We start from the raw sequence: 22,657 nt of genomic DNA on the forward strand, positions 1-22,657 counted from the left end.
TTATTGCGTAAAAAGCGCTCGGGTAATTCACCAACTTTGTTACCGGGTTACTGTCCCATTTTAATACAGCTCCATCACCAACTTGTGCCAGCCCAATCGGTTTTTGGCCTGCTGTGTACCCCATTGTATGCACAGCATTGCTCTTTCGCGCACTAAGCGCCCTGGGTTATGGAAAGACCTGGAAACTACTGATGATGACAGCAGCGTAGTGAACACCATCACAGGCTGGCGAAATGTCGCGTTACTTTATTAGTCATCATCGTTACTATACCAGTTGCAACTAGTGAGGTTCCTTCAGAATGGAAAGTTCGTTTACCCCTATTGAACAGATGCTAAATTTTCGCGCTAACCGTCAGAAAGATTTCCCCCTTCAGGAGATTATGCTGACGCGTCTCTGCATGCATATGCAGAGTAAATTGCTGGAAAATCGCAATAAAATGCTCAAGGCTCAGGGGATTAACGAGACGCTGTTTATGGCATTGATTACGCTGGATGCACAGGAAGACCACAGCATTCAACCGTCAGAGCTGAGCTCCGCTCTCGGATCTTCCCGTACCAACGCCACCCGTATTGCTGATGAACTGGAAAAACGTGGCTGGATTGAACGCCGTGAAAGCGATAACGATCGCCGCTGCCTGCACCTGCATTTGACGCCTAAAGGAAACGAGTTCCTGCGCCAGCTGCTGCCACCGCAGCATCAGTGCCTGCAGTTACTGTGGTCATCACTTAGCGGTTCCGAAAAAACACAGCTGGAAGCGATCACGCGTAAGCTGTTGAACCGCCTGGATCAGATGGACGAAGAAGAAGTGGTCGCCTCGCTTTCTCGTTAATAGTTCCCGTAATAGCATATTGTGCGACACACCATTTACTGGAAACCGCTACTTTAAGCCCCCTCATGCCAGCGCTAATCACGCTGGCATTTTAGACTCGGGCGTTCGTCACCAGTGATGATGGAGGCGAGCCCATATGGCAAGAAAACCTGGAGAAAACCATGAGTGCAAGCGCGGTGGAACAAAACCCGCAGCAGCCTAAAGATAAAAAGAAGACGCGTAAACGCGCGCTGATTATTTTGGCTGTGCTGTTCGTCATTATCGGGGTGGCTTATCTGACTTACTGGTTCCTGGTGCTGCGGCACTATCAGGAAACGGACGATGCCTATGTTGCTGGAAACCAGGCGCAGGTGATGGCGCAGGTTTCAGGTAGCGTCAATAAAGTGTGGTTTGACGACACTGATTTTGTCAAAAAAGGCGATGTGCTGGTGACGCTTGACCGCACGGATGCTGAGCAGGCGTTTGAAAAAGCGCAAACGGCTCTCGCCACCAGCGTGCGCCAGACGCATCAGCTAATTATCAACGGCAAGCAGTATCAGGCCACGATCGATTTGCAAAAAACGGCGCTCGACCAGGCGCAGGCGGATTTACGCCGCCGTGAACCGCTGGGTGCCGCAAACCTGATCGGTAAGGAAGATCTGCAGCACGCACGTGATGCCGTCGCCACCGCCAGGGCTCAGCTGGATGTGGCAGTGCAGCAATACAATGCCAATCAGGCGGCGGTGCTCAACACCTCGCTGGAAAATCAGCCGGCGGTCAAACAGAGCGCGGCGGAGCTGCGTGATGCCTGGCTGGCCCTGCAGCGCACGAATGTGGTCAGCCCGATTGACGGCTATGTCTCACGCCGCAGCGTCCAGGTCGGTTCGCAGATCTCCACCACCACCCCTCTGCTGGCGATCGTGCCGGCAAGTAATCTGTGGGTGGACGCTAACTTTAAAGAGACCCAGCTGGCGGGCGTGCGTATCGGCCAGCCAGCGACCGTGGTGGCTGATATCTACGGTGACGACGTGATTTACCACGGTAAAGTGGTTGGCCTGGATATGGGTACCGGCAGCGCGTTCTCCCTGCTTCCGGCTCAGAACGCCACCGGTAACTGGATCAAAGTGGTGCAGCGCCTGCCGGTACGTATCGAGCTCGACCCAGCGGAGGTCGCGAAGCATCCGCTGCGCATCGGCCTGTCAACGCTGGTGAAAATCGATACGGCTAACGCTGAAGGCGCGGTGCTGGCGACCAGCGTGCGCAGCAAACCGGCCTATGAAAGTAGCGCTCTGGCGCTGGACCTGGCGCCGGCGAATGCCCTGATCGCTGATATCATCCGTGCCAATGCCGGCTAAGCCAGCGGGAGGCTGTTATGGCGCGTAAACCGCTTGAAGGCACGCAGCTGGTCCTGATGACCATTGCGCTGTCGCTGGCAACATTTATGCAGGTGCTGGACTCCACGATTGCTAACGTGGCGATCCCCACTATTGCCGGAAACCTGGGGGCATCGAACTCTCAGGGAACCTGGGTGATCACCTCGTTTGGCGTGGCTAACGCCATTTCAATCCCGATCACCGGCTGGCTGGCCAAGCGTTTTGGTGAGGTGAAACTGTTCCTGTGGTCGACGGTGGCGTTTGCCATCGCGTCATGGGCCTGCGGCATGTCCGAAAGCCTGACCATGCTGATCTTCTTCCGCGTGATTCAGGGGGTGGTCGCTGGGCCGCTGATCCCGCTGTCGCAGAGCCTGCTGCTGAGCAATTACCCTCCGGCGAAGCGCAGTATGGCGCTTTCACTGTGGGCGATGACGGTGATCGTCGCGCCGATCTGCGGCCCGATCCTCGGCGGCTGGATCAGCGATAACTATCACTGGGGCTGGATCTTCTTTATCAACGTGCCGATTGGTGTGGTGGTGGTGATCCTTGCCCTACAAACGCTGCGCAACCGTGAAACGGAAACGGTGATCCGCCCGATTGATACCGTTGGCCTGGTGCTGCTGGTAGTGGGTATCGGCTGTCTGCAGGTGATGCTGGACCGTGGTAAAGAGCTGGACTGGTTCAGCTCACCTGAAATCATTATTTTAACGGTCGTTGCCGTCGTAGCCCTGGCGGTGCTACTGGTGTGGGAGTTGACCGACGACCACCCGATAGTGGATTTGTCGCTGTTTAAATCGCGCAATTTCACCATCGGCTGTCTGTCAATCAGTCTCGCCTATATGCTCTACTTCGGCTCGATTGTTTTGCTGCCGCAGCTGCTGCAGGAGGTGTACGGTTATACCGCCACCTGGGCAGGGCTGGCATCGGCGCCGGTTGGGATTATCCCAGTGATCCTGTCGCCGATTATTGGCCGTTTTGCGCATAAGCTGGATATGCGACGGCTGGTCACCTTCAGCTTCATTATGTATGCGGTGTGCTTCTACTGGCGTGCGTATACCTTTGAACCGGGCATGGACTTTGGCGCATCGGCGTGGCCGCAGTTTATCCAGGGCTTTGCCGTGGCCTGCTTCTTTATGCCGTTGACCACCATTACGCTGTCAGGCTTACCGCCGGAGAGGCTGGCAGCGGCATCGAGCCTGTCGAACTTCACCCGTACGCTGGCGGGTTCGATTGGCACCTCGATCACCACCACCATGTGGAGCGATCGTGAGTCGTTGCACCACGCTCAATTAACCGAATCGGTCACGCCGTACAGTACTAACAGCCAGGAGATGTACGCGAAGCTGCAACAGCTGGGGATGACCCACGACCAGGCTTCTGCATATATCGCGCAGCAGATCACCAATCAGGGGCTGATTATCTCCGCCAATGAGATTTTCTGGGCTTCTGCCGGGGTGTTTATCCTGCTGCTGGTGCTGATATGGTTTGCCCGGCCACCGTTTGGTGCAGGCGGCGGAGGCGGCGGCGCGCACTAAACTGCCGGCATAAAAAAGGGGGCGACCACGTTAATGGCCGCCCCCTTTTTATCACTGCATCAGGCGTTCTGACGCCACCATTCAGCCAGCAGGACGCCGGTTGCTACGGAGACGTTCAGGCTTTCTACCTTACCGGTACCGCCGATGGAGACGCTGAGGTCGCCCTGATCGAACGTGCTGTCAGACAGACCATCGCGTTCCTGACCCAGCACCAGCACCATTTTGGCCGGCAGCTCTGCACGGGACAGCGGCACGCCTTTATGACTGGACGTGGTCACGATGGTATAACCGGCTTTACGGAACGCACTCAGACCGGCAGCAAAGCTTTCGCCGCTAATGGCCTGAACGTGCTCTGCGCCACCTTCTGCGGTACGCACCGCAGCGCCTGACTCCAGCATCGAAGCATCATCCACCAGCAAACCTTTGACGCCAAAGTGCGCACAGCTGCGCATAATGCCACCGAGGTTGTGCGGGTTGCCGATATCTTCCAGCGCCAGCACGCAGTCTTTCTCACCTGCGGTTGACAGCCATTCGCTGACCGGCATGCCCGAGCGCTTCTTGATCAGGAAGCAGACGCCACCATGGTGCTCGGTGCCGGAGGCTTTCTGCAGCTCGGCTTCGTCCACGGTGTGGTAAGCCTTGCGGTTAGCCGCCATATACTTCAGTGCTTCACGGAAACGCGGCGTTACGCTCTGGATAAACCAGGCGCGCACGATGCACTCCGGACGGCTCTGGAACAGCGCCTGGCAGGCATTTTCGCCATATACGCGCGTCTCTTCCATACGCTGACGACGGATCTGCTCCGGGTCGATATAGCTTTTACCGCTGATACCGCCGTGATCCGGCTTATCGTCTGCTACTGCATTTGGCGCACGGGAAACGGTACGCCACGGAGAGTCAGAGTGCCCTTCGTCGCGATCGCGCCCGCCACGTGGCTTGCTGTCTGCATTTCGTGCCGGACGGCGTGCGCCATCCTGCTGTGGACGAGGAGCGCCTTTACCGGTACGGGGGTTCCCGCCCTTGGTGCTCTTCTCGTCATCGCCGCGGACATACATCACTTTGACCTTGCCGCTCTTACCTTTAAATTCGTCGTTCATTTTTCCTCCACCTGGGCTGAGCGCGAAGCGCGCAGATTACCTGATGTGGCGGCGCTTAGCTATTAACTTCCAATAAAAGAGTGGGCCGTTCAGGCGCGCAGCCAGTTTGCCAGACATTACCTATTATACCCATTGAACAAATCGCGTTGTTCCACATTAACGGGGCCAGCATAATGCTGGCTGATTTACTGAAAAAAGCAGTAAGTAATCACTTACTACCAGACTGAGGTGAATAATGAATACCGTTTGTGCATCCTGCCAGGCCACCAATCGCGTCCCCGTCGAGCGCGTGTCCGACGGCGCGAAATGCGGCCGCTGCGGCAATGACTTATTCGACGGCCACGTGGTGAATGCCACGGCAGCCACGCTGGATAAATATCTCCAGGACGACCTGCCGGTGGTAATCGACTTCTGGGCACCGTGGTGCGGGCCGTGCGTCAACTTTGCCCCGGTGTATGAATCCGTGGCTCAGGAGCGCAGCGGTCAGATCCGCTTCCTGAAGGTGAATACCGAGGCTGAGCCGGAGCTGAGCGCGCGCTTCCGCATTCGCAGCATCCCCACCATTATGGTGTTCAAGCAGGGCCAGATGGCCGACATGCTGAACGGGGCAATGCCGAAAGCGCCGTTCGAAGAGTGGCTGGACGAAAACCTGTAAGCATCTGGCCGGGCATGCCCGGCCACAATCCGTTAGAATAGCGTTTTTCGCTGATGATCCAAGATGACCGATAACGCCGTTCTGCGCCTGCGCGCTGCCCGTCTCGCCCGTGCCACCCGCCCTTTCCTTGCCCGAGGTAACCGCACCCGCCGCTGCCAGCGCTGCCTGCTGCCAGAAAAGAACTGCCTGTGCGCGACGCTCAGCCCGCAGCAGGCGCGCAGCCGTTTCTGCCTGGTGATGTTTGACAGCGAGCCGATGAAGCCAAGCAACACCGGTCGCCTGATTGCCGATATCCTGCCGGACACGCTGGCGTTCGGCTGGTCGCGCACCGAGCCGGACCCGGCACTGCTTGCCGCAGTGCGCGATCCGCAGTATCAGCCGATGGTGGTGTTTCCCGCCTCCTACGCTGATGAGGGCCGCACGGTACTGAACAGCCCGCCGCTGAGCGGTAAGCCTCCGCTATTTATTGTGCTCGACGGCACCTGGACCGAGGCGCGCAAAATGTTCCGTAAAAGCCCGTGGCTGGATGCGCTGCCGGTGATGTCGCTTAACCTGACGCGCCCGTCCAACTATCAGCTGCGCGTGGCGCATGCGGCTGGCCAGCACTGTACTGCTGAAGTGGCGGCCGAGCTGCTGCTGCAGGCCGGTGATACTTCCGCTGGTGAAGCGCTGTTTCAGCATTTCGATCTGTTTCGCCAGCGCTATCTGGCGGGCAAGCCGCATCATCCACAGCAGGCGGCTGAAAATGATGACGAAAAAGCGCCAGCGATCAATTAACTGACACACCAGGCAACAACTTCGCCCGACAACAGGTAGAATTAACCCATCGTTGTCAGAGGGAACGAAGATGAGCCAGCGCGGACTTGAAGCCCTGCTACGACCGAAATCCATTGCGGTGATCGGTGCCTCGACCCGGCCAGAACGCGCCGGTTATCTGATGATGCGTAATCTGCTGGCCGGGGGCTTTAGCGGCCCGGTGCTGCCGGTGACGCCAAAATACCAGGCCGTATGCGGCGTGCTGGCCTGGCCCGATATTGCCAGCCTGCCGCTGTCGCCCGATCTCGCCATTATCTGCACCCATGCAAAACGCAATCTTGAGCTGCTTGGCGCGCTGGGCGAACGCGGCTGTAAAGCCTGCATTATTCTCTCCGCCCCGGAAGAGCAGCTGACCGAGCTGAAAGCCTGCGCCAGCCGCTGGCAGATCCGCCTGCTTGGTCCGAACAGCCTTGGCCTGCTGGCGCCCTGGCAGGGGCTGAATGCCAGCTTCTCGCCGGTGCCGATTACGCCGGGCAAGCTGGCGTTTATTTCGCAGTCTGCGGCGGTCTCCAACACCATTCTCGACTGGGCACAGCAGCGCCAGCTGGGCTTCTCGTGGTTTATCGCGCTCGGCGACAGCCTGGATATTGATGCCGATGACCTGCTGGACTTCCTGGCACGCGACGGCAAAACCAGCGCGATCCTGCTTTATCTCGAACATCTCAGCGATGCGCGTCGCTTTGTCTCCGCTGCCCGCAGCGCCGCCCGCAATAAACCCATTCTGGTGATCAAAAGTGGCCGCAGCCCGCAGGCACAGCAGCTGCTGCGCACGCACGGCGGGATGGATGCCGCGTGGGATGCCGCCATTCAGCGCGCCGGATTACTGCGCGTGCAGGACACTCACGAACTGTTTTCGGCAGTGGAGACGCTCAGCCATATGCGCCCGCTGCGCGGCGAACGCCTGATGATTATCAGCAACGGCGCGGCACCGGCGGCGCTGGCGCTGGATGCGCTGGATGCGCGCAACGGCAAGCTCGCCACGCTGAGTGAGCCTTTACTTACCCAGCTGAGCGCGCAGCTACCGGAAGGTATCACGCCCGGTAACCCGCTCGATCTGAAAGATGATGCAACTCCGGAACGCTATCTGCAGGCGCTCTCTCTGCTGCTCGACAGCCATGACCTCGACGCCCTGCTGATTATCCATGCGCCCAGCGCGGTAGCCCCCCCCACGCTGACCGCGCAAAAAGTGATTGAGCTGGTGAAGCAGCATCCACGCGGCAAGCAGCTTACGCTGCTGACCAACTGGTGCGGCGAGTTCTCATCCCTGGAGGCACGCCGCCTGTTTAGTGACGGCGGCATTCCCACTTACCGCACTCCGGAAGGCACCGTCACCGCGTTTATGCATATGGTGGAGTATCGCCGTAACCAGAAACAGCTGCGTGAAACGCCGGCGCTACCCGCTAACCTCACCGCCAATACCGCCGATGCGCACCGTCTGATCCAGCAAGCGCTGAGTGAAAGCGCCAGCACGCTGGATACCCATGAAGTGCAGCCGATCTTGCAGGCTTACGGGCTGACAACGCTGCCAACCTGGATTGCGGGCGACAGCGCTGAAGCGGTGCGTATCGCCGGACAGATTGGTTACCCGGTGGCGCTGAAGCTGCGCTCGCCGGATATTCCGCACAAGTCGGAAGTTCAGGGGGTGATGCTCTATCTGCGTAGCCCGGAAGAGGTGGAACAGGCGGCGAATGCGATTGTTGATCGCGTGCGGCTGACCTGGCCACAGGCGCGGGTGCATGGCCTGCTGGTGCAGAGTATGGCGAACCGTGCCGGGGCACAGGAGCTGCGCATTGTGGTGGAGCAGGATCCGCTGTTCGGGCCGGTGATTATGCTGGGTGAAGGCGGCGTAAGCTGGCAGGCCGACCGTCAGGCGGTGGTGGCCCTGCCGCCGCTCAACATGACGCTGGCGCGTTATCTGGTCATTCAGGCAATTAAGAGTGGGAAGATTCGCGGCCGTAGCGCTCTGCATCCGCTGGATGTCGCGGGACTGAGCCAGGTGCTGGTGCAGGTATCAAACCTGATTGTCGACTGTCCGGAGATTGTGCGGCTGGATATTCATCCGCTGCTGGCGAGCGGCAGTGAGTTTACCCTGCTGGACGTGACGCTCCAGCTGGCGGAATTTCACGGCGATGCCGAAGCCCGGCTGGCGATCCGTCCCTATCCACACTCGCTGGAGGAGGCGGTCGAGCTGAAGAATGGTCAGCATTGCCTGTTCCGGCCGATCCTCCCTGAGGATGAGCCGCTGCTACAGCAGTTTATCGCCCGGGTGACAAAAGAGGATCTCTACTATCGTTACTTCAGTGAGATCAATGAGTTCACCCATGACGACTTGGCGAATATGACTCAGATCGACTACGATCGGGAAATGGCGATCGTCGCGGTTCGCCAGCATAACGGCAGCGATGAGATTATTGGTGTGACCCGCGCGATTTCGGATGCCGATAATATTGATGCCGAGTTTTCCGTGCTGGTGCGCTCTGACCTGAAGGGATTAGGGCTGGGCCGAAGATTGCTGGAGAAGATGATTATCTATACGCGCCAGCATGGGTTACAGCAGCTCAACGGAATTACTATGCCGGGCAACAAAGGCATGGTGACGTTAGCGCGCAAGCTGGGATTTGCGGTCGAAGTGCAGCTGGAGGAGGGTATCGTCGGGCTTTCGCTACCGCTGCAATCCGCAGAGATATTTCTTGAAAAGTAAATCTCACCCTATCCGCACCAACTAATGGTATTATTCGCGGTTAGAGTGATGATTTTATGGCAAAAGGCCATTCCATGAACAGAGAAGAAACGCACTGTGATGTTGTCTAAATTCAACCGAAACAAACACCAACAGCACCTTGCGCAACTGCCAAAAATTTCTCAGTCAGTTGCTGATTTCACCACGCTGTACTCCCCGGCGGAATTTCGCGAGACGCTGCTGGAAAAAATTGCGTCTGCGTCCCGGCGCATCTGCATCGTGGCTCTCTATCTGGAAAATGATGAGGGTGGCCGCGCCATCCTTTCTGCACTGTATGCGGCGAAAAAACAGCGCCCGGAGCTGGACATCCGCATACTGGTTGACTGGCATCGCGCCCAGCGCGGCCGCATCGGTGCAGCCGCATGCGCCACTAACGCTGACTGGTACTGTGAGATGGCCGCGGAAAATCCCGGCTTTGCCATTCCGGTTTATGGCATCCCTGTCAATACCCGTGAAGCCCTTGGGGTGCTGCATCTCAAAGGGTCAATTATTGATGATACGCTGTTTTACACCGGCGCCAGCTTTAACGACGTCTACCTGCATCAGAAAGATAAATACCGTTACGATCGCTATCAGCTGATCGGCAACCGCGTGCTGGCCGATACCATGTTTAAATGGATCGATACCAACCTGATTCAGGCCGAAGCCGTGCATCGCCTCGACCAGGTTGAACGCCCAAAAAGCCCGGAGATTAAGAATGAAACGCGCCAGTTCCGTCAGGATCTGCGCGGTTTTGATTATCAGTTTAACGGCGATGCGAACAACGAAGAGCTGGCGGTCACCCCGCTGGTCGGGTTAGGTAAGCGCAGCCTGTTGAACAAAACCATTTTCCATCTGATGCCCTGCGCCGAACAGAAGCTGACTATCTGTACGCCGTACTTTAATCTGCCGGCTATTCTGGTGCGCAATATTATCTGGCTGCTGCGCCGGGGCAGAGAGGTGGAGATTATTGTTGGTGATAAGACCGCCAACGACTTCTATATTCCGCAAGATCAGCCGTTCAAAATTATCGGTGCGCTGCCTTATCTGTACGAGATTAACCTGCGACGCTTCCTCAGCCGTTTGCAGTATTACATCAACAGCGGGCAGCTGACGGTGCGCCTGTGGAAAGATGGTGAAAACAGCTATCACCTGAAGGGGCTGTGGGTAGATGACGAGTGGATGATGGTGACCGGTAATAACCTCAATCCGCGCGCCTGGCGCCTCGATCTCGAAAACGCGGTGCTGATCCACGATCCGCTCCAGCAGCTGACTGAACAGCGCGACCGCGAGCTGAGCCTGATCCGTGAGCACACCACGATCGTGCAGCATTTCCACGATCTGGAGAGCATCGCCGATTATCCGGTTAAAGTTCGCAAGCTCATCCGTCGCCTGCGCCGTATTCGTATCGACCGGTTAATTAGCCGCATCCTGTAAGCGACTATAATGCTCAAATCCAGCCCTGTTTTTACAGGGCTTTTTTATGGGAGTTGACGATGCGTTTTTTCCTGCTGGCGCTACTGTTAATGTGCAGCGGCTGTACTCATATGGCCCAGGATCGGTGGACCGGGCGCGATAAAGCGCAGCACTTTTTCTCATCGGCCTTTCTCTCCGCCGCGGGGAGTGCTTACGGCGAACGTCAAAACTGGAGTCCGGGCCACAGCGGCAGCTTCGGCGTGCTGTTTTCCGTCAGTCTGGGGGCGGCAAAAGAGTTTTATGACAGCCGGGAAGGCGGGAGCGGCTGGAGCTGGAAGGATTTTAGCTGGGATATAGCCGGTGCTGCCACCGGCTATGCATTATGGAATCTCGGCCAGTAACTACAGTTTCAGCCCTTTGCCTCTGCGATGGAGCATCAGCGAAACAAGGAAGGCAACGGCGCCCATGGCGGAAACATACCAGAAGAAGCTGGTTTCGCTGCCTGCCGCTTTCAGCGACAGCGCCACGTACTCCGCCGAGCCACCAAACAGCGCATTCGCCACGGCATAAGACAGGCCAACCCCCAGGGCGCGCACCTCGGGCGGGAACATTTCCGCCTTGAGGATCCCGCTGATTGAGGTGTAGAAGCTGGTGATCAGCAGGGCCAGCATGACTAATGCGAAGGCCAGAACCGGGCTGCTGACGGTTTGCAGCACGCTAAGGATCGGCACGGTACATACCGCAGCAAAGCCCCCGAAGATCAGCATCGAGTTGCGGCGCCCGATCTTATCCGACAGTGCGCCAATTAACGGCTGCAGCAGCATAAAGACAAACAGGGCTATCGTCATCAGCCCGCTGGCGGTCTTATGGTCCATTCCCGACGTATTCACCAGGTATTTCTGCATATAAGTGGTAAACGTGTAGAAGCTGAGTGAACCTCCGGCCGTAAAGCCCAACACCATGATAAAGGCGCGGCGGTGCTTCCACAGCCCCTTCAGCGATCCGGCATCTTTATGCCCGCGGGTTTTATCATCTGAAGTTTCATTCAGTGAACGTCGCAGGTAGAGCGCCACTATGGCCAGCGCTGCGCCAATAGCGAACGGAATGCGCCATCCCCAACTGCGCAGATCTTCATCCGACAGCACCTGCTGCAGTACCACCACCGTCAGCAAAGCCAGCAGCTGCCCGCCAATCAGAGTGACATACTGGAAGGATGCGTAGAAACCTTTGCGCCCTTCTATTGCCACTTCACTCATGTAGGTTGCACTGGTGCCGTATTCGCCTCCGACGGATAGCCCCTGGAACAGGCGCGCCAGCAGCAGCAGCACCGGCGCCCAGACGCCAATGCTTTCATAGCCCGGCAAACAGGCGATAACCAGTGAACCGAAGCACATCATGCACACGGAGATCAGCATTGACGTTTTACGCCCATGCTTATCGCCAATGTAGCCAAACAGCCAGCCGCCGATTGGCCGCATCAGGAATCCGGCAGCAAAGACGCCTGCGGTTTGTAACAGCTGTGTGGTCGGGTTGCCGCTCGGGAAGAAGATATGAGCGAAATAGAGTGAGCAGAATGAGTAGACGTAAAAGTCGAACCACTCAACGAGATTGCCGGATGAGGCACCGACGATTGCCCAGATGCGCTGGCGGGCGCTCATTGGATTTTGCGCCTGCGAATGTGTTTCGGTGATGGACTCTGCCATGTAATAACCTCGTAAGTTCTTTCCCTGCTTTAATAGCACCTAAGTTGGTTAATGTAACAGTTAACTCAAATGTGCGTTTGTTAAGAATTTGTTTTATAAGGATTGATTTTGTTTTATGTGAGCCAGCATTGATTATTACATAGTGGCAGAGAATGGCGAACAAGACCGAGGGAAGATAAAGGTAAGGGGATTCTGAAATGCAAAAAACCCCGGCCTTTCGGTCGGGGTTATTGCTTTATTTGATGCCTGGCAGTTCCCTACTCTCGCATGGGGAGACCCCACACTACCATCGGCGCTACGGCGTTTCACTTCTGAGTTCGGCATGGGGTCAGGTGGGACCACCGCGCTAAAGCCGCCAGGCAAATCTTGGTGCACGAAACGAATATTTTGCACTGCTGCTGCGTTGGCCGCGCTCGCAAAGTCAGTCACATACTTCAGTATGCTCCCTCCTTTCCTTCGCTTGCCGCCTTGCTTCAGCACAAAATATTTCGTTCCCGCTAAATTGTTATCCGGTCACAGGCTGAAAATCTCTTTTGCGTCTCTCATAACGCACACCAGAACGCTTCTGGCGTTGTAAGGTTAAGCCTCACGGGTCATTAGTACCGGTTAGCTCAACGCATCGCTGCGCTTACACACCCGGCCTATCAACGTCGTAGTCTTCAACGTCCCTTCAGGGGTCTCAAGGACCCAGGGAGAATTCATCTCGAGGCAAGTTTCGCGCTTAGATGCTTTCAGCGCTTATCTTTTCCGCACTTAGCTACCGGGCAATGCCATTGGCATGACAACCCGAACACCAGTGGTGCGTTCACTCCGGTCCTCTCGTACTAGGAGCAACCCCTCTCAATTCTCCAGCGCCCACGGCAGATAGGGACCGAACTGTCTCACGACGTTCTAAACCCAGCTCGCGTACCACTTTAAACGGCGAACAGCCGTACCCTTGGGACCTACTTCAGCCCCAGGATGTGATGAGCCGACATCGAGGTGCCAAACACCGCCGTCGATATGAACTCTTGGGCGGTATCAGCCTGTTATCCCCGGAGTACCTTTTATCCGTTGAGCGATGGCCCTTCCATTCAGAACCACCGGATCACTATGACCTGCTTTCGCACCTGCTCGAGCCGTCACTCTCGCAGTCAAGCTAGCTTATGCCATTGCACTAACCTCACGATGTCCGACCGTGATTAGCTAACCTTCGTGCTCCTCCGTTACTCTTTAGGAGGAGACCGCCCCAGTCAAACTACCCACCAGACACTGTCCCCACGCCGGATCACGGCGCCAGGTTAGAACATCAAACGTTAAAGGGTGGTATTTCAAGGTTGGCTCCACGCAGACTGGCGTCCACGCTTCAAAGCCTCCCACCTATCCTACACATCAAGGCTCAATGTTCAGTGTCAAGCTGTAGTAAAGGTTCACGGGGTCTTTCCGTCTTGCCGCGGGTACACTGCATCTTCACAGCGAGTTCAATTTCACTGAGTCTCGGGTGGAGACAGCCTGGCCATCATTACGCCATTCGTGCAGGTCGGAACTTACCCGACAAGGAATTTCGCTACCTTAGGACCGTTATAGTTACGGCCGCCGTTTACCGGGGCTTCGATCAAGAGCTTCTCCTTACGGATAACCCCATCAATTAACCTTCCGGCACCGGGCAGGCGTCACACCGTATACGTCCACTTTCGTGTTTGCACAGTGCTGTGTTTTTAATAAACAGTTGCAGCCAGCTGGTATCTTCGACTGCCTTCAGCTCCGTCAGCAAGTGACTTCACCTAGCGACAGCGTGCCTTCTCCCGAAGTTACGGCACCATTTTGCCTAGTTCCTTCACCCGAGTTCTCTCAAGCGCCTTGGTATTCTCTACCTGACCACCTGTGTCGGTTTGGGGTACGATTCGATGTTACCTGATGCTTAGAGGCTTTTCCTGGAAGCAGGGCATTTGTTACTTCAGCACCGTAGTGCCTCGTCATCACACCTCAGCGTTGATAAGAGTCCGGATTTACCTAAACTCTCCGCCTACATGCTTAAACCGGGACAACCGTCGCCCGGCTAACATAGCCTTCTCCGTCCCCCCTTCGCAGTAACACCGAGTACGGGAATATTAACCCGTTTCCCATCGACTACGCCTTTCGGCCTCGCCTTAGGGGTCGACTCACCCTGCCCCGATTAACGTTGGACAGGAACCCTTGGTCTTCCGGCGAGCGGGCTTTTCACCCGCTTTATCGTTACTTATGTCAGCATTCGCACTTCTGATACCTCCAGCATGCCTCACAGCACACCTTCAACGGCTTACAGAACGCTCCCCTACCCAACAATACTTGCGTATCGCTGCCGCAGCTTCGGTGCATGGTTTAGCCCCGTTACATCTTCCGCGCAGGCCGACTCGACCAGTGAGCTATTACGCTTTCTTTAAATGATGGCTGCTTCTAAGCCAACATCCTGGCTGTCTGTGCCTTCCCACATCGTTTCCCACTTAACCATGACTTTGGGACCTTAGCTGGCGGTCTGGGTTGTTTCCCTCTTCACGACGGACGTTAGCACCCGCCGTGTGTCTCCCGTGATAACATTCTTCGGTATTCGCAGTTTGCATCGGGTTGGTAAGCCGGGATGGCCCCCTAGCCGAAACAGTGCTCTACCCCCGAAGATGAGTTCACGAGGCGCTACCTAAATAGCTTTCGGGGAGAACCAGCTATCTCCCGGTTTGATTGGCCTTTCACCCCCAGCCACAAGTCATCCGCTAATTTTTCAACATTAGTCGGTTCGGTCCTCCAGTTAGTGTTACCCAACCTTCAACCTGCCCATGGCTAGATCACCGGGTTTCGGGTCTATACCCTGCAACTTAACGCCCAGTTAAGACTCGGTTTCCCTGCGGCTCCCCTATACGGTTAACCTTGCTACAGAATATAAGTCGCTGACCCATTATACAAAAGGTACGCAGTCACACCACGAAGGTGCTCCCACTGCTTGTACGTACACGGTTTCAGGTTCTGTTTCACTCCCCTCGCCGGGGTTCTTTTCGCCTTTCCCTCACGGTACTGGTTCACTATCGGTCAGTCAGGAGTATTTAGCCTTGGAGGATGGTCCCCCCATATTCAGACAGGATGTCACGTGTCCCGCCCTACTCATCGAACTCACAGCGAGTGCATTTTTGTGTACGGGAGTATCACCCTGTACCCTGCGACTTTCCAGACGCTTCCACTAATGCACCCGCTGATTCAGGTTCTGGGCTGTTCCCCGTTCGCTCGCCGCTACTGGGGGAATCTCGGTTGATTTCTTTTCCTCGGGGTACTTAGATGTTTCAGTTCCCCCGGTTCGCCTCATGCCACTATGTATTCATGACATGATAGTGTGACGTATCACACTGGGTTTCCCCATTCGGGTATCGTCGGTTGTTGCGGTTCATATCACCTTACCGACGCTTATCGCAGATTAGCACGCCCTTCATCGCCTCTGACTGCCTAGGCATCCACCGTGTACGCTTAGTCGCTTAACCTCACAACCCACAAGCGTCCCGAAGGACAGCATGCTGTCGTGAGCATTTGAGAGACTCGAACGCATCGTTAGTTTCATTCTTATTACGGAGAATGAACGCGACGCGTCGTTTCAATTTTCAGCTTGTTCCGGATTGTTAAAGAGCATAATACTTCGCAGCATGCTGTTATCCAGCACACTCTGAAGTATTTTATTTAGAAAAACAGTATGGTGGAGCTAAGCGGGATCGAACCGCTGACCTCCTGCGTGCAAGGCAGGCGCTCTCCCAGCTGAGCTATAGCCCCATACAGTCTTACAGAAACCTTTTACTACCATTACATTCCAAAGAAGAAATGTAATTTGTGCTCAGGCAAGGCATGCAGGAGGGAAGTTTACGTTGGTAAACGACCGAGTGCATAACGCCGCATGAGTGCAAATTTGGTAGGCCTGAGTGGACTTGAACCACCGACCTCACCCTTATCAGGGGTGCGCTCTAACCACCTGAGCTACAAGCCTGTAGAGGTTTTTCTGCTCGTTACTTTTTCATCAGACAATCTGTGTGGACACTACGCGGGAAGGTATCTTCAGGTAAGGAGGTGATCCAACCGCAGGTTCCCCTACGGTTACCTTGTTACGACTTCACCCCAGTCATGAATCACAAAGTGGTAAGCGCCCTCCCGAAGGTTAAGCTACCTACTTCTTTTGCAACCCACTCCCATGGTGTGACGGGCGGTGTGTACAAGGCCCGGGAACGTATTCACCGTAGCATTCTGATCTACGATTACTAGCGATTCCGACTTCACGGAGTCGAGTTGCAGACTCCGATCCGGACTACGACGCACTTTATGAGGTCCGCTTGCTCTCGCGAGGTCGCTTCTCTTTGTATGCGCCATTGTAGCACGTGTGTAGCCCTGGCCGTAAGGGCCATGATGACTTGACGTCATCCCCACCTTCCTCCGGTTTATCACCGGCAGTCTCCTTTGAGTTCCCGACATTACTCGCTGGCAACAAAGGATAAGGGTTGCGCTCGTTGCGGGACTTAACCCAACATTTCACAACACGAGCTGACGACAGCCATGCAGCACCTGTCTCACGGTTCCCGAAGGCACTAAGGCATCTCTGCCAAATTCCGTGGATGTCAAGGCCAGGTAAGGTTCTTCGCGTTGCATCGAATTAAACCACATGCTCCACCGCTTGTGCGGGCCCCCGTCAATTCATTTGAGTTTTAACCTTGCGGCCGTACTCCCCAGGCGGTCGACTTAACGCGTTAGCTCCGGAAGCCACGCCTCAAGGGCACAACCTCCAAGTCGACATCGTTTACGGCGTGGACTACCAGGGTATCTAATCCTGTTTGCTCCCCACGCTTTCGCACCTGAGCGTCAGTCTTTGTCCAGGGGGCCGCCTTCGCCACCGGTATTCCTCCAGATCTCTACGCATTTCACCGCTACACCTGGAATTCTACCCCCCTCTACAAGACTCTAGCCTGCCAGTTTCGAATGCAGTTCCCAGGTTGAGCCCGGGGATTTCACATCCGACTTGACAGACCGCCTGCGTGCGCTTTACGCCCAGTAATTCCGATTAACGCTTGCACCCTCCGTATTACCGCGGCTGCTGGCACGGAGTTAGCCGGTGCTTCTTCTGCGGGTAACGTCAATCGACGAAGCTATTAACTTCATCGCCTTCCTCCCCACTGAAAGTACTTTACAACCCGAAGGCCTTCTTCATACACGCGGCATGGCTGCATCAGGCTTTCGCCCATTGTGCAATATTCCCCACTGCTGCCTCCCGTAGGAGTCTGGACCGTGTCTCAGTTCCAGTGTGGCTGGTCATCCTCTCAGACCAGCTAGGGATCGTCGCCTAGGTGAGCCGTTACCCCACCTACTAGCTAATCCCATCTGGGCACATCCGATGGTGTGAGGCCCGAAGGTCCCCCACTTTGGTCCGAAGACGTTATGCGGTATTAGCTACCGTTTCCAGTAGTTATCCCCCTCCATCGGGCAGTTTCCCAGACATTACTCACCCGTCCGCCACTCGTCACCCAAGAGCAAGCTCTCTGTGCTACCGTTCGACTTGCATGTGTTAGGCCTGCCGCCAGCGTTCAATCTGAGCCATGATCAAACTCTTCAATTAAAAGTTCGATTTGCTGAAACAAGTTCAGCGGTGCTCATCTGTAAAACGTCATAATGAATTTCATTATGTGTTCACTCGTGAGGCTTGATATTTTTTACGTCCGGAGACGCTGATATCAATCCTGCGAGTGCCCACACAGATTGTCTGATAAATTGTTAAAGAGCGTTGCGAACAGTGCCGAAGCTTCCTGTCGCGAGGTGGCGTATATTACGCTTTCCTCCTTCGGAGTCAACTTCTTTTTGAGAAGTTTTTCCGGCGGTTCAGATACTTCCTGAACCTCTTAACACGCTGGCCTGTAAGCCGTTGTTCCGTGTCAGTGGAGGCGCAGTATAGGGATTTTCTGGAGAGTGGCAAGGGCAAATCGCAAAAAACTTTTCAAGCGCTCACTTTCCAGGCAAAAGACCCTTTAAGGCCCGTTTTTTGCCTCTTTAATAAACAAAAATGGGCCAGAGGCCCATTTTTGTCACTTACCGTTATTACTGATGTGCGACGATGATATCGTTTTCCACATCCATTTGGATGGTTTTGCCCGGCACTAACTCCCCGGACAAAATCTGCTGCGCCAGCGGATTCTCTATCTGCTGCTGAATCGCACGTTTGAGCGGCCTTGCCCCGTAAACCGGGTCGTAACCATTCTCCGCCAGTTTCTGCAATGCTGCTTCTGCGATATGCAGTTCATAACCGCGCTCTTCGAGGCGCTGATACAGACGCGTCAGCTGAATACGTGCAATAGAGGCAATATGCTGCTCGCCCAGCGGGTGGAACACCACCAGCTCATCAATACGGTTGATGAACTCAGGGCGGAAGCTTTGGCTAACTACGGCCATCACCATCTCTTTCATCGCATCGTAACTCAGCGCGCCGAAACGCTCCTGAATCAGGTCGGAACCGAGGTTCGAAGTCATGATTACCACGGTGTTACGGAAATCGACCGTTCTACCCTGGCCATCCGTCAGGCGACCGTCATCCAGTACCTGCAGCAGAATGTTAAACACATCCGGATGCGCCTTCTCGACTTCATCCAGCAGGATCACCGAGTAAGGACGACGACGAACCGCTTCTGTCAGGTAGCCACCCTCTTCATATCCGACATAGCCGGGAGGAGCACCAACCAGACGCGAGACAGAGTGTTTTTCCATAAACTCGGACATATCAATGCGCACCATGGCATCGTCACTGTCGAACATAAAATTCGCCAGCGCTTTGCAGAGCTCAGTTTTACCCACCCCGGTTGGACCGAGGAACAGGAATGAACCGATCGGGCGGTTAGGATCGGCCAGGCCTGCACGGCTGCGGCGAATCGCATTTGAAACCGCTTCAACCGCTTCATTCTGACCAATCACCCGCGTATGCAGCTGCTGTTCCATACGCAACAGCTTGTCGCGCTCACCTTCCATCATGCGGTCCACTGGGATGCCGGTCCAGCGCGCCAGTACGTCGGCAATTTCGACGTCGGTCACGCGGTTACGCAACAGGCGCATGGTTTTGCCTTCAGACTGAGTGGCGCTCTCCAGCTGTTTTTCCAACTCTGGAATTTTACCGTACTGCAGTTCTGACATCTGGGCCAGGTCGCCCTGACGGCGCGCCTGCTCCATCGCCAGCTTGGCATTTTCCAGCTCTGTCTTGATATGCTGAGTACCGGACAGAGAGGCTTTCTCCGCCTTCCACTCTTCTTCCAGCTCTGAATACTCGCGCTCTTTCTGGCTCAGCTCAGCTTCCAGCATATCCAGACGCTTGATGCTGGCATCGTCAGACTCTTTCTTCAGCGCCTGCTGCTCCAGCTTGAGCTGGATAATCCGGCGTTCCAAGCGGTCCAGTGATTCCGGCTTCGAGTCAATCTGCATACGGATGCTTGAAGCAGCTTCATCGATCAGGTCGATGGCTTTGTCCGGCAGCTGGCGGTCAGCAATATAGCGGTGCGATAAGGTCGCGGCCGCCACAATTGCCGGGTCGGTGATCTGCACATGGTGATGCAGCTCATAGCGCTCTTTCAGCCCGCGCAGAATAGCGATGGTGTCTTCCACGCTCGGCTCGGCAACAAACACTTTCTGGAAACGACGCTCCAGCGCGGCATCCTTCTCTATATACTGACGATACTCATCCAGCGTAGTGGCGCCCACGCAGTGCAGCTCACCGCGCGCCAATGCCGGTTTCAGCATATTACCGGCATCCATTGCGCCGTCGGCTTTACCGGCGCCGACCATGGTATGTAGCTCGTCAATAAACAGAATGACGTTCCCTTCCTGTTTCGCCAGGTCGCTCAATACTGCTTTAAGGCGCTCTTCGAACTCACCGCGGTACTTCGCCCCGGCAATCAATGCACCCATGTCCAGCGACAGAACGCGGCGGCCTTTCAGCCCTTCCGGCACTTCGCCATTGATAATGCGCTGCGCCAGCCCTTCCACGATCGCGGTTTTACCCACGCCTGGCTCACCGATCAGCACCGGGTTATTTTTGGTACGGCGCTGCAGAACCTGAATCGTACGGCGGATCTCCTCGTCACGGCCGATGACAGGGTCGAGTTTGCCCAGCTCAGCACGCTCGGTCAGATCGATGGTGTATTTCTTTAATGCCTGGCGCTGATCTTCAGCTCCCTGGTCGTTCACGCTGTCGCCTCCACGCATCTGGTCTATGGCTTTGGTTAGCTTGTCGCTGGTTGCTCCGGCAGATTTCAATAAATCAGCCAGCGAACCGCGCGAATCGAGCGCCGCCAGAACGAATAATTCTGATGAGATAAAGTTGTCGCCGCGCTTCTGCGCCAGCTTGTCGCACAGATTAAGTACCCGCACCAGGTCAGCAGACGGCTGAACATCACCCTCGGTACCTTCCACCTGCGGCAGACGGCTGAGTGCTTGTTCAATCGCGTTACGCAGGGACGAAACGTCCACGCTGGCTGAAGTCAGTAAAGGGCGAACGGACCCACCTTCCTGAGTGAGCAGTGCGCTCATCAGATGCAGAGGTTCAATGAATTGGTTGTCGTGGCCAAGAGCCAGTGACTGGGCGTCGGCGAGTGCCAGTTGGAATTTGTTAGTAAGACGATCCAGACGCATAATTTCCCCCTATCAGGTCAAGTTGCTACTGGAGATTAAATGAGGTCATCCCTCAAATTTTTCAAGGTTAATGACCTGACATTTTGGAGAAAAAAACATCAATCCGGACCGTCTTATCGCGCTAGGTTATATCAGCCAGATCAAACTTGCCATACGGCCGGTGACGCCATCGCGTCGGAAGGAGAAAAATTGCTCAGCCTGAGTATGGGTACATTGGCCGCCACCCCAGACCTGGCGCACTCCGCAGGCCTGTAGCCGCTGTTTTGCCAGCAGCCATAAATCCGCATAAAACTTTTCGCCTGCCGGGCGGAAAGCTGCTGAATCGCCTGGATTTTGCGCAATGAACGCCTCGCGCACCTCCGGGCCAACTTCAAATGCATCGGGGCCAATCGCCGGACCAAGCCAGACAGAAATCTCAGCAGGGGGCGCCGAAAAAGCGTTTAAGGTCTCCTCCAGCACGCCATTACACAGACCGCGCCAGCCAGCATGAGCAGCCGCCACTTCCTGACCATCCTGCGAACAAAACAGCACCGGAAGACAGTCAGCCGTCATCACCGCGCACACGACGCCCGGCGTACGGGTATAGGCCGCATCCGCACGCAGTGAAGCGGGAGTCTGCCAGCTGAGCGGCAAAACGTCCGTACCGTGAACCTGTTCCAGCCATTGCGGCATCGAAGGCAGATCGCCCAGCTCAAGCAGCCGCTGGCGATTCACCCGCACGTGCTCAGGGTCATCACCGACGCGATCGCCAAGATTAAGGCTGTTCCACGGCGCCTGACTGACTCCACCTTTGCGCGTACTGCTGCACGCGCGAACGTTAACGGGAACCGACCAGTTAGGTACGATCAGGCTCATTACCAGTCCATCTGCTCTTTGAATTCTTCGGTATCGGCCTTCAGGGCATTGATCAGGTCGACCATATCCTGCGGCAGCGGCGCATGCCATTCCATCTCAATCCCGGTGATCGGATGGTAAAGGCGCAGCATGGTGGCGTGCAGTGCCTGGCGGTCAAAGCCTCGCAGCGTACCGATAAAGGCTTCAGATGCACCTTTTGGCGGACGCGGGCGGCCACCGTATAACGGATCGCCCACCAGCGGATGATTAATATGTGACATATGCACACGGATCTGGTGCGTACGTCCGGTTTCAAGGCGCAGACGCAGACGCGTGTGCGCGCGGAAATGCTCCATAATACGATAGTGCGTAGTAGCCGGTTTACCCATCGGATGAACGGCCATATGGGTACGCTTGGTCGAATGGCGGCTGATCGGCTCGTTAACCGTTCCGCCCGCCGTCATGCGACCAATTGCCACGGCTTCATATTCACGGGTGAATTCACGCAGCTGCAGAGACTCCACCAGGTGAGTCTGGGCAGGAACCGTTTTCGCCACGACCATCAGACCGGTCGTGTCTTTATCAAGGCGGTGAACGATGCCCGCGCGCGGCACATCGGCAATCGCCGGGAAATGATGCAGCAAGGCATTTAGCACCGTGCCATCCGGATTACCGGCGCCAGGGTGCACCACCAGATCGCGTGGCTTGTTGATCACCAAAATGTCGTCATCTTCATAGACGATATTGAGTGGGATGTCCTGCGCCTCCCAGCGAGCTTCCTCTTCGATCTCTGCATCGATGACGATTTGCTCACCGCCGAGCACTTTTTCTTTGGGTTTGTCGATAATTGCACCGTTTACGGTGACGCGACGGTCCAGAATCCACTCTTTTATGCGAGAACGTGAATAATCAGGGAACAATTCGGCCAAAGCCTGATCTAACCGTTGTCCGAGTTGCGATTCGGATACCGTTGCGTTGAGTTTTACTTGTTGTGCCATAAATAAACAGCTTCTTCGTTAACGTTGGGTTTTCACGGCGATGCCGTTTAATATAATGTGCT

13 protein-coding genes, 2 tRNA genes and 3 rRNA genes are annotated in these 22,657 nt (G+C 55.7%); 8 read left to right on the forward strand and 10 right to left on the reverse strand.

Annotated features, from left to right (window positions below):
* Window positions 1–299: 299 nt before the first annotated feature.
* From mprA to emrB, 3 genes are all read left to right on the forward strand, one after another.
* The gene (gene mprA / locus ACLI4M_RS04460) at window positions 300–830 is read left to right on the forward strand and encodes a transcriptional repressor MprA (RefSeq protein WP_048915033.1); all 531 of its coding nucleotides are present in this window, start codon (window positions 300–302) and stop codon (window positions 828–830) included.
* 161 nt (window positions 831–991) lie between these two features.
* Window positions 992–2,164, forward strand: a complete 1,173-nt coding sequence (gene emrA / locus ACLI4M_RS04465) for a multidrug efflux MFS transporter periplasmic adaptor subunit EmrA (protein WP_133622913.1) — start codon at window positions 992–994, stop codon at window positions 2,162–2,164.
* A 17-nt stretch (window positions 2,165–2,181) separates the two neighbouring features.
* Window positions 2,182–3,717: a multidrug efflux MFS transporter permease subunit EmrB gene (gene emrB / locus ACLI4M_RS04470; protein WP_133622912.1), complete on the forward strand. Its 1,536-nt coding sequence runs from the start codon at window positions 2,182–2,184 to the stop codon at window positions 3,715–3,717.
* Between the two features lie 59 nt (window positions 3,718–3,776).
* On the opposite strand, the gene ACLI4M_RS04475 is transcribed toward emrB, so the two are convergent.
* The gene (locus tag ACLI4M_RS04475) at window positions 3,777–4,814 is read right to left on the reverse strand and encodes a tRNA/rRNA methyltransferase (protein ID WP_099753747.1); all 1,038 of its coding nucleotides are present in this window, start codon (window positions 4,812–4,814) and stop codon (window positions 3,777–3,779) included.
* 235 nt (window positions 4,815–5,049) lie between these two features.
* Here ACLI4M_RS04475 and trxC point away from each other — a divergent pair, with 235 nt between their 5' ends.
* The 5 genes from trxC to ACLI4M_RS04500 all read left to right on the forward strand — a co-directional run bounded on the left by trxC (window position 5,050) and on the right by ACLI4M_RS04500 (window position 10,821).
* Entirely contained in the window at window positions 5,050–5,469 is a 420-nt protein-coding gene (trxC, locus tag ACLI4M_RS04480; protein WP_133622911.1) for a thioredoxin TrxC, read from the forward strand.
* 63 nt (window positions 5,470–5,532) lie between these two features.
* Window positions 5,533–6,246, forward strand: coding sequence for a tRNA-uridine aminocarboxypropyltransferase (locus ACLI4M_RS04485; RefSeq protein WP_133622910.1), 714 nt, complete (start codon window positions 5,533–5,535; stop codon window positions 6,244–6,246).
* Between the two features lie 70 nt (window positions 6,247–6,316).
* Window positions 6,317–8,986, forward strand: coding sequence for a bifunctional acetate--CoA ligase family protein/GNAT family N-acetyltransferase (locus ACLI4M_RS04490; RefSeq protein ID WP_133622909.1), 2,670 nt, complete (start codon window positions 6,317–6,319; stop codon window positions 8,984–8,986).
* Between the two features lie 96 nt (window positions 8,987–9,082).
* Entirely contained in the window at window positions 9,083–10,441 is a 1,359-nt protein-coding gene (gene pssA, locus ACLI4M_RS04495) for a CDP-diacylglycerol--serine O-phosphatidyltransferase (RefSeq protein ID WP_180276729.1), read from the forward strand.
* 59 nt (window positions 10,442–10,500) lie between these two features.
* Entirely contained in the window at window positions 10,501–10,821 is a 321-nt protein-coding gene (locus ACLI4M_RS04500) for a YfiM family lipoprotein (RefSeq protein WP_048915025.1), read from the forward strand.
* Here ACLI4M_RS04500 and ACLI4M_RS04505 read toward each other — a convergent pair whose 3' ends face one another.
* The 9 genes from ACLI4M_RS04505 to rluD form a co-directional block, all read right to left on the reverse strand.
* Window positions 10,822–12,123: an MFS transporter gene (locus ACLI4M_RS04505; protein ID WP_062818112.1), complete on the reverse strand. Its 1,302-nt coding sequence runs from the start codon at window positions 12,121–12,123 to the stop codon at window positions 10,822–10,824.
* A 244-nt stretch (window positions 12,124–12,367) separates the two neighbouring features.
* A 5S ribosomal RNA gene (gene rrf / locus ACLI4M_RS04510) occupies window positions 12,368–12,483 on the reverse strand.
* A gap of 215 nt (window positions 12,484–12,698) precedes the next feature.
* Window positions 12,699–15,605, reverse strand: a 23S ribosomal RNA gene (locus ACLI4M_RS04515).
* A gap of 207 nt (window positions 15,606–15,812) precedes the next feature.
* A tRNA-Ala gene (locus ACLI4M_RS04520) sits at window positions 15,813–15,888 on the reverse strand.
* A 134-nt stretch (window positions 15,889–16,022) separates the two neighbouring features.
* A tRNA-Ile gene (locus tag ACLI4M_RS04525) sits at window positions 16,023–16,099 on the reverse strand.
* Window positions 16,100–16,172: 73 nt separating this feature from the next.
* Window positions 16,173–17,713: ribosomal RNA gene (locus ACLI4M_RS04530) — 16S ribosomal RNA — on the reverse strand.
* The 16S, 23S and 5S rRNA genes sit together here with 2 tRNA genes alongside, the layout of an rRNA operon.
* 476 nt (window positions 17,714–18,189) lie before the next feature.
* Complete coding sequence (clpB, locus tag ACLI4M_RS04535) at window positions 18,190–20,763, reverse strand: ATP-dependent chaperone ClpB (protein WP_133622908.1); 2,574 nt, start codon at window positions 20,761–20,763, stop codon at window positions 18,190–18,192.
* A gap of 126 nt (window positions 20,764–20,889) precedes the next feature.
* Window positions 20,890–21,618, reverse strand: coding sequence for a purine nucleoside phosphorylase YfiH (gene yfiH, locus ACLI4M_RS04540; RefSeq protein ID WP_133622907.1), 729 nt, complete (start codon window positions 21,616–21,618; stop codon window positions 20,890–20,892).
* Window positions 21,618–22,595 carry a 23S rRNA pseudouridine(1911/1915/1917) synthase RluD gene (gene rluD / locus ACLI4M_RS04545; RefSeq protein WP_062818391.1) on the reverse strand — a complete coding sequence of 326 codons (978 nt, stop codon included), beginning with the start codon at window positions 22,593–22,595 and terminating at the stop codon, window positions 21,618–21,620. Before rluD ends, yfiH begins: the two co-directional genes overlap by 1 nt.
* Window positions 22,596–22,657 lie beyond the last annotated feature (62 nt).

The organism is Erwinia sp. LJJL01 (genome assembly GCF_047300805.2).
Taxonomy (GTDB): Bacteria; Pseudomonadota; Gammaproteobacteria; order Enterobacterales; family Enterobacteriaceae; genus Erwinia; species Erwinia aphidicola.

What these genes read in the sequence shown, in the direction of transcription:
- mprA (WP_048915033.1), top strand. Translation starts at nt 300, where the DNA reads ATGGAAAGTTCGTTTACCCCTATTGAACAGATGCTAAATTTTCGCGCT.
- emrA (WP_133622913.1), top strand. Translation starts at nt 992, where the DNA reads ATGAGTGCAAGCGCGGTGGAACAAAACCCGCAGCAGCCTAAAGATAAA.
- emrB (WP_133622912.1), top strand. Translation starts at nt 2,182, where the DNA reads ATGGCGCGTAAACCGCTTGAAGGCACGCAGCTGGTCCTGATGACCATT.
- ACLI4M_RS04475 (WP_099753747.1), bottom strand. Translation starts at nt 4,814, where the DNA reads ATGAACGACGAATTTAAAGGTAAGAGCGGCAAGGTCAAAGTGATGTAT.
- trxC (WP_133622911.1), top strand. Translation starts at nt 5,050, where the DNA reads ATGAATACCGTTTGTGCATCCTGCCAGGCCACCAATCGCGTCCCCGTC.
- ACLI4M_RS04485 (WP_133622910.1), top strand. Translation starts at nt 5,533, where the DNA reads ATGACCGATAACGCCGTTCTGCGCCTGCGCGCTGCCCGTCTCGCCCGT.
- ACLI4M_RS04490 (WP_133622909.1), top strand. Translation starts at nt 6,317, where the DNA reads ATGAGCCAGCGCGGACTTGAAGCCCTGCTACGACCGAAATCCATTGCG.
- ACLI4M_RS04500 (WP_048915025.1), top strand. Translation starts at nt 10,501, where the DNA reads ATGCGTTTTTTCCTGCTGGCGCTACTGTTAATGTGCAGCGGCTGTACT.
- ACLI4M_RS04505 (WP_062818112.1), bottom strand. Translation starts at nt 12,123, where the DNA reads ATGGCAGAGTCCATCACCGAAACACATTCGCAGGCGCAAAATCCAATG.
- clpB (WP_133622908.1), bottom strand. Translation starts at nt 20,763, where the DNA reads ATGCGTCTGGATCGTCTTACTAACAAATTCCAACTGGCACTCGCCGAC.
- yfiH (WP_133622907.1), bottom strand. Translation starts at nt 21,618, where the DNA reads ATGAGCCTGATCGTACCTAACTGGTCGGTTCCCGTTAACGTTCGCGCG.
- rluD (WP_062818391.1), bottom strand. Translation starts at nt 22,595, where the DNA reads ATGGCACAACAAGTAAAACTCAACGCAACGGTATCCGAATCGCAACTC.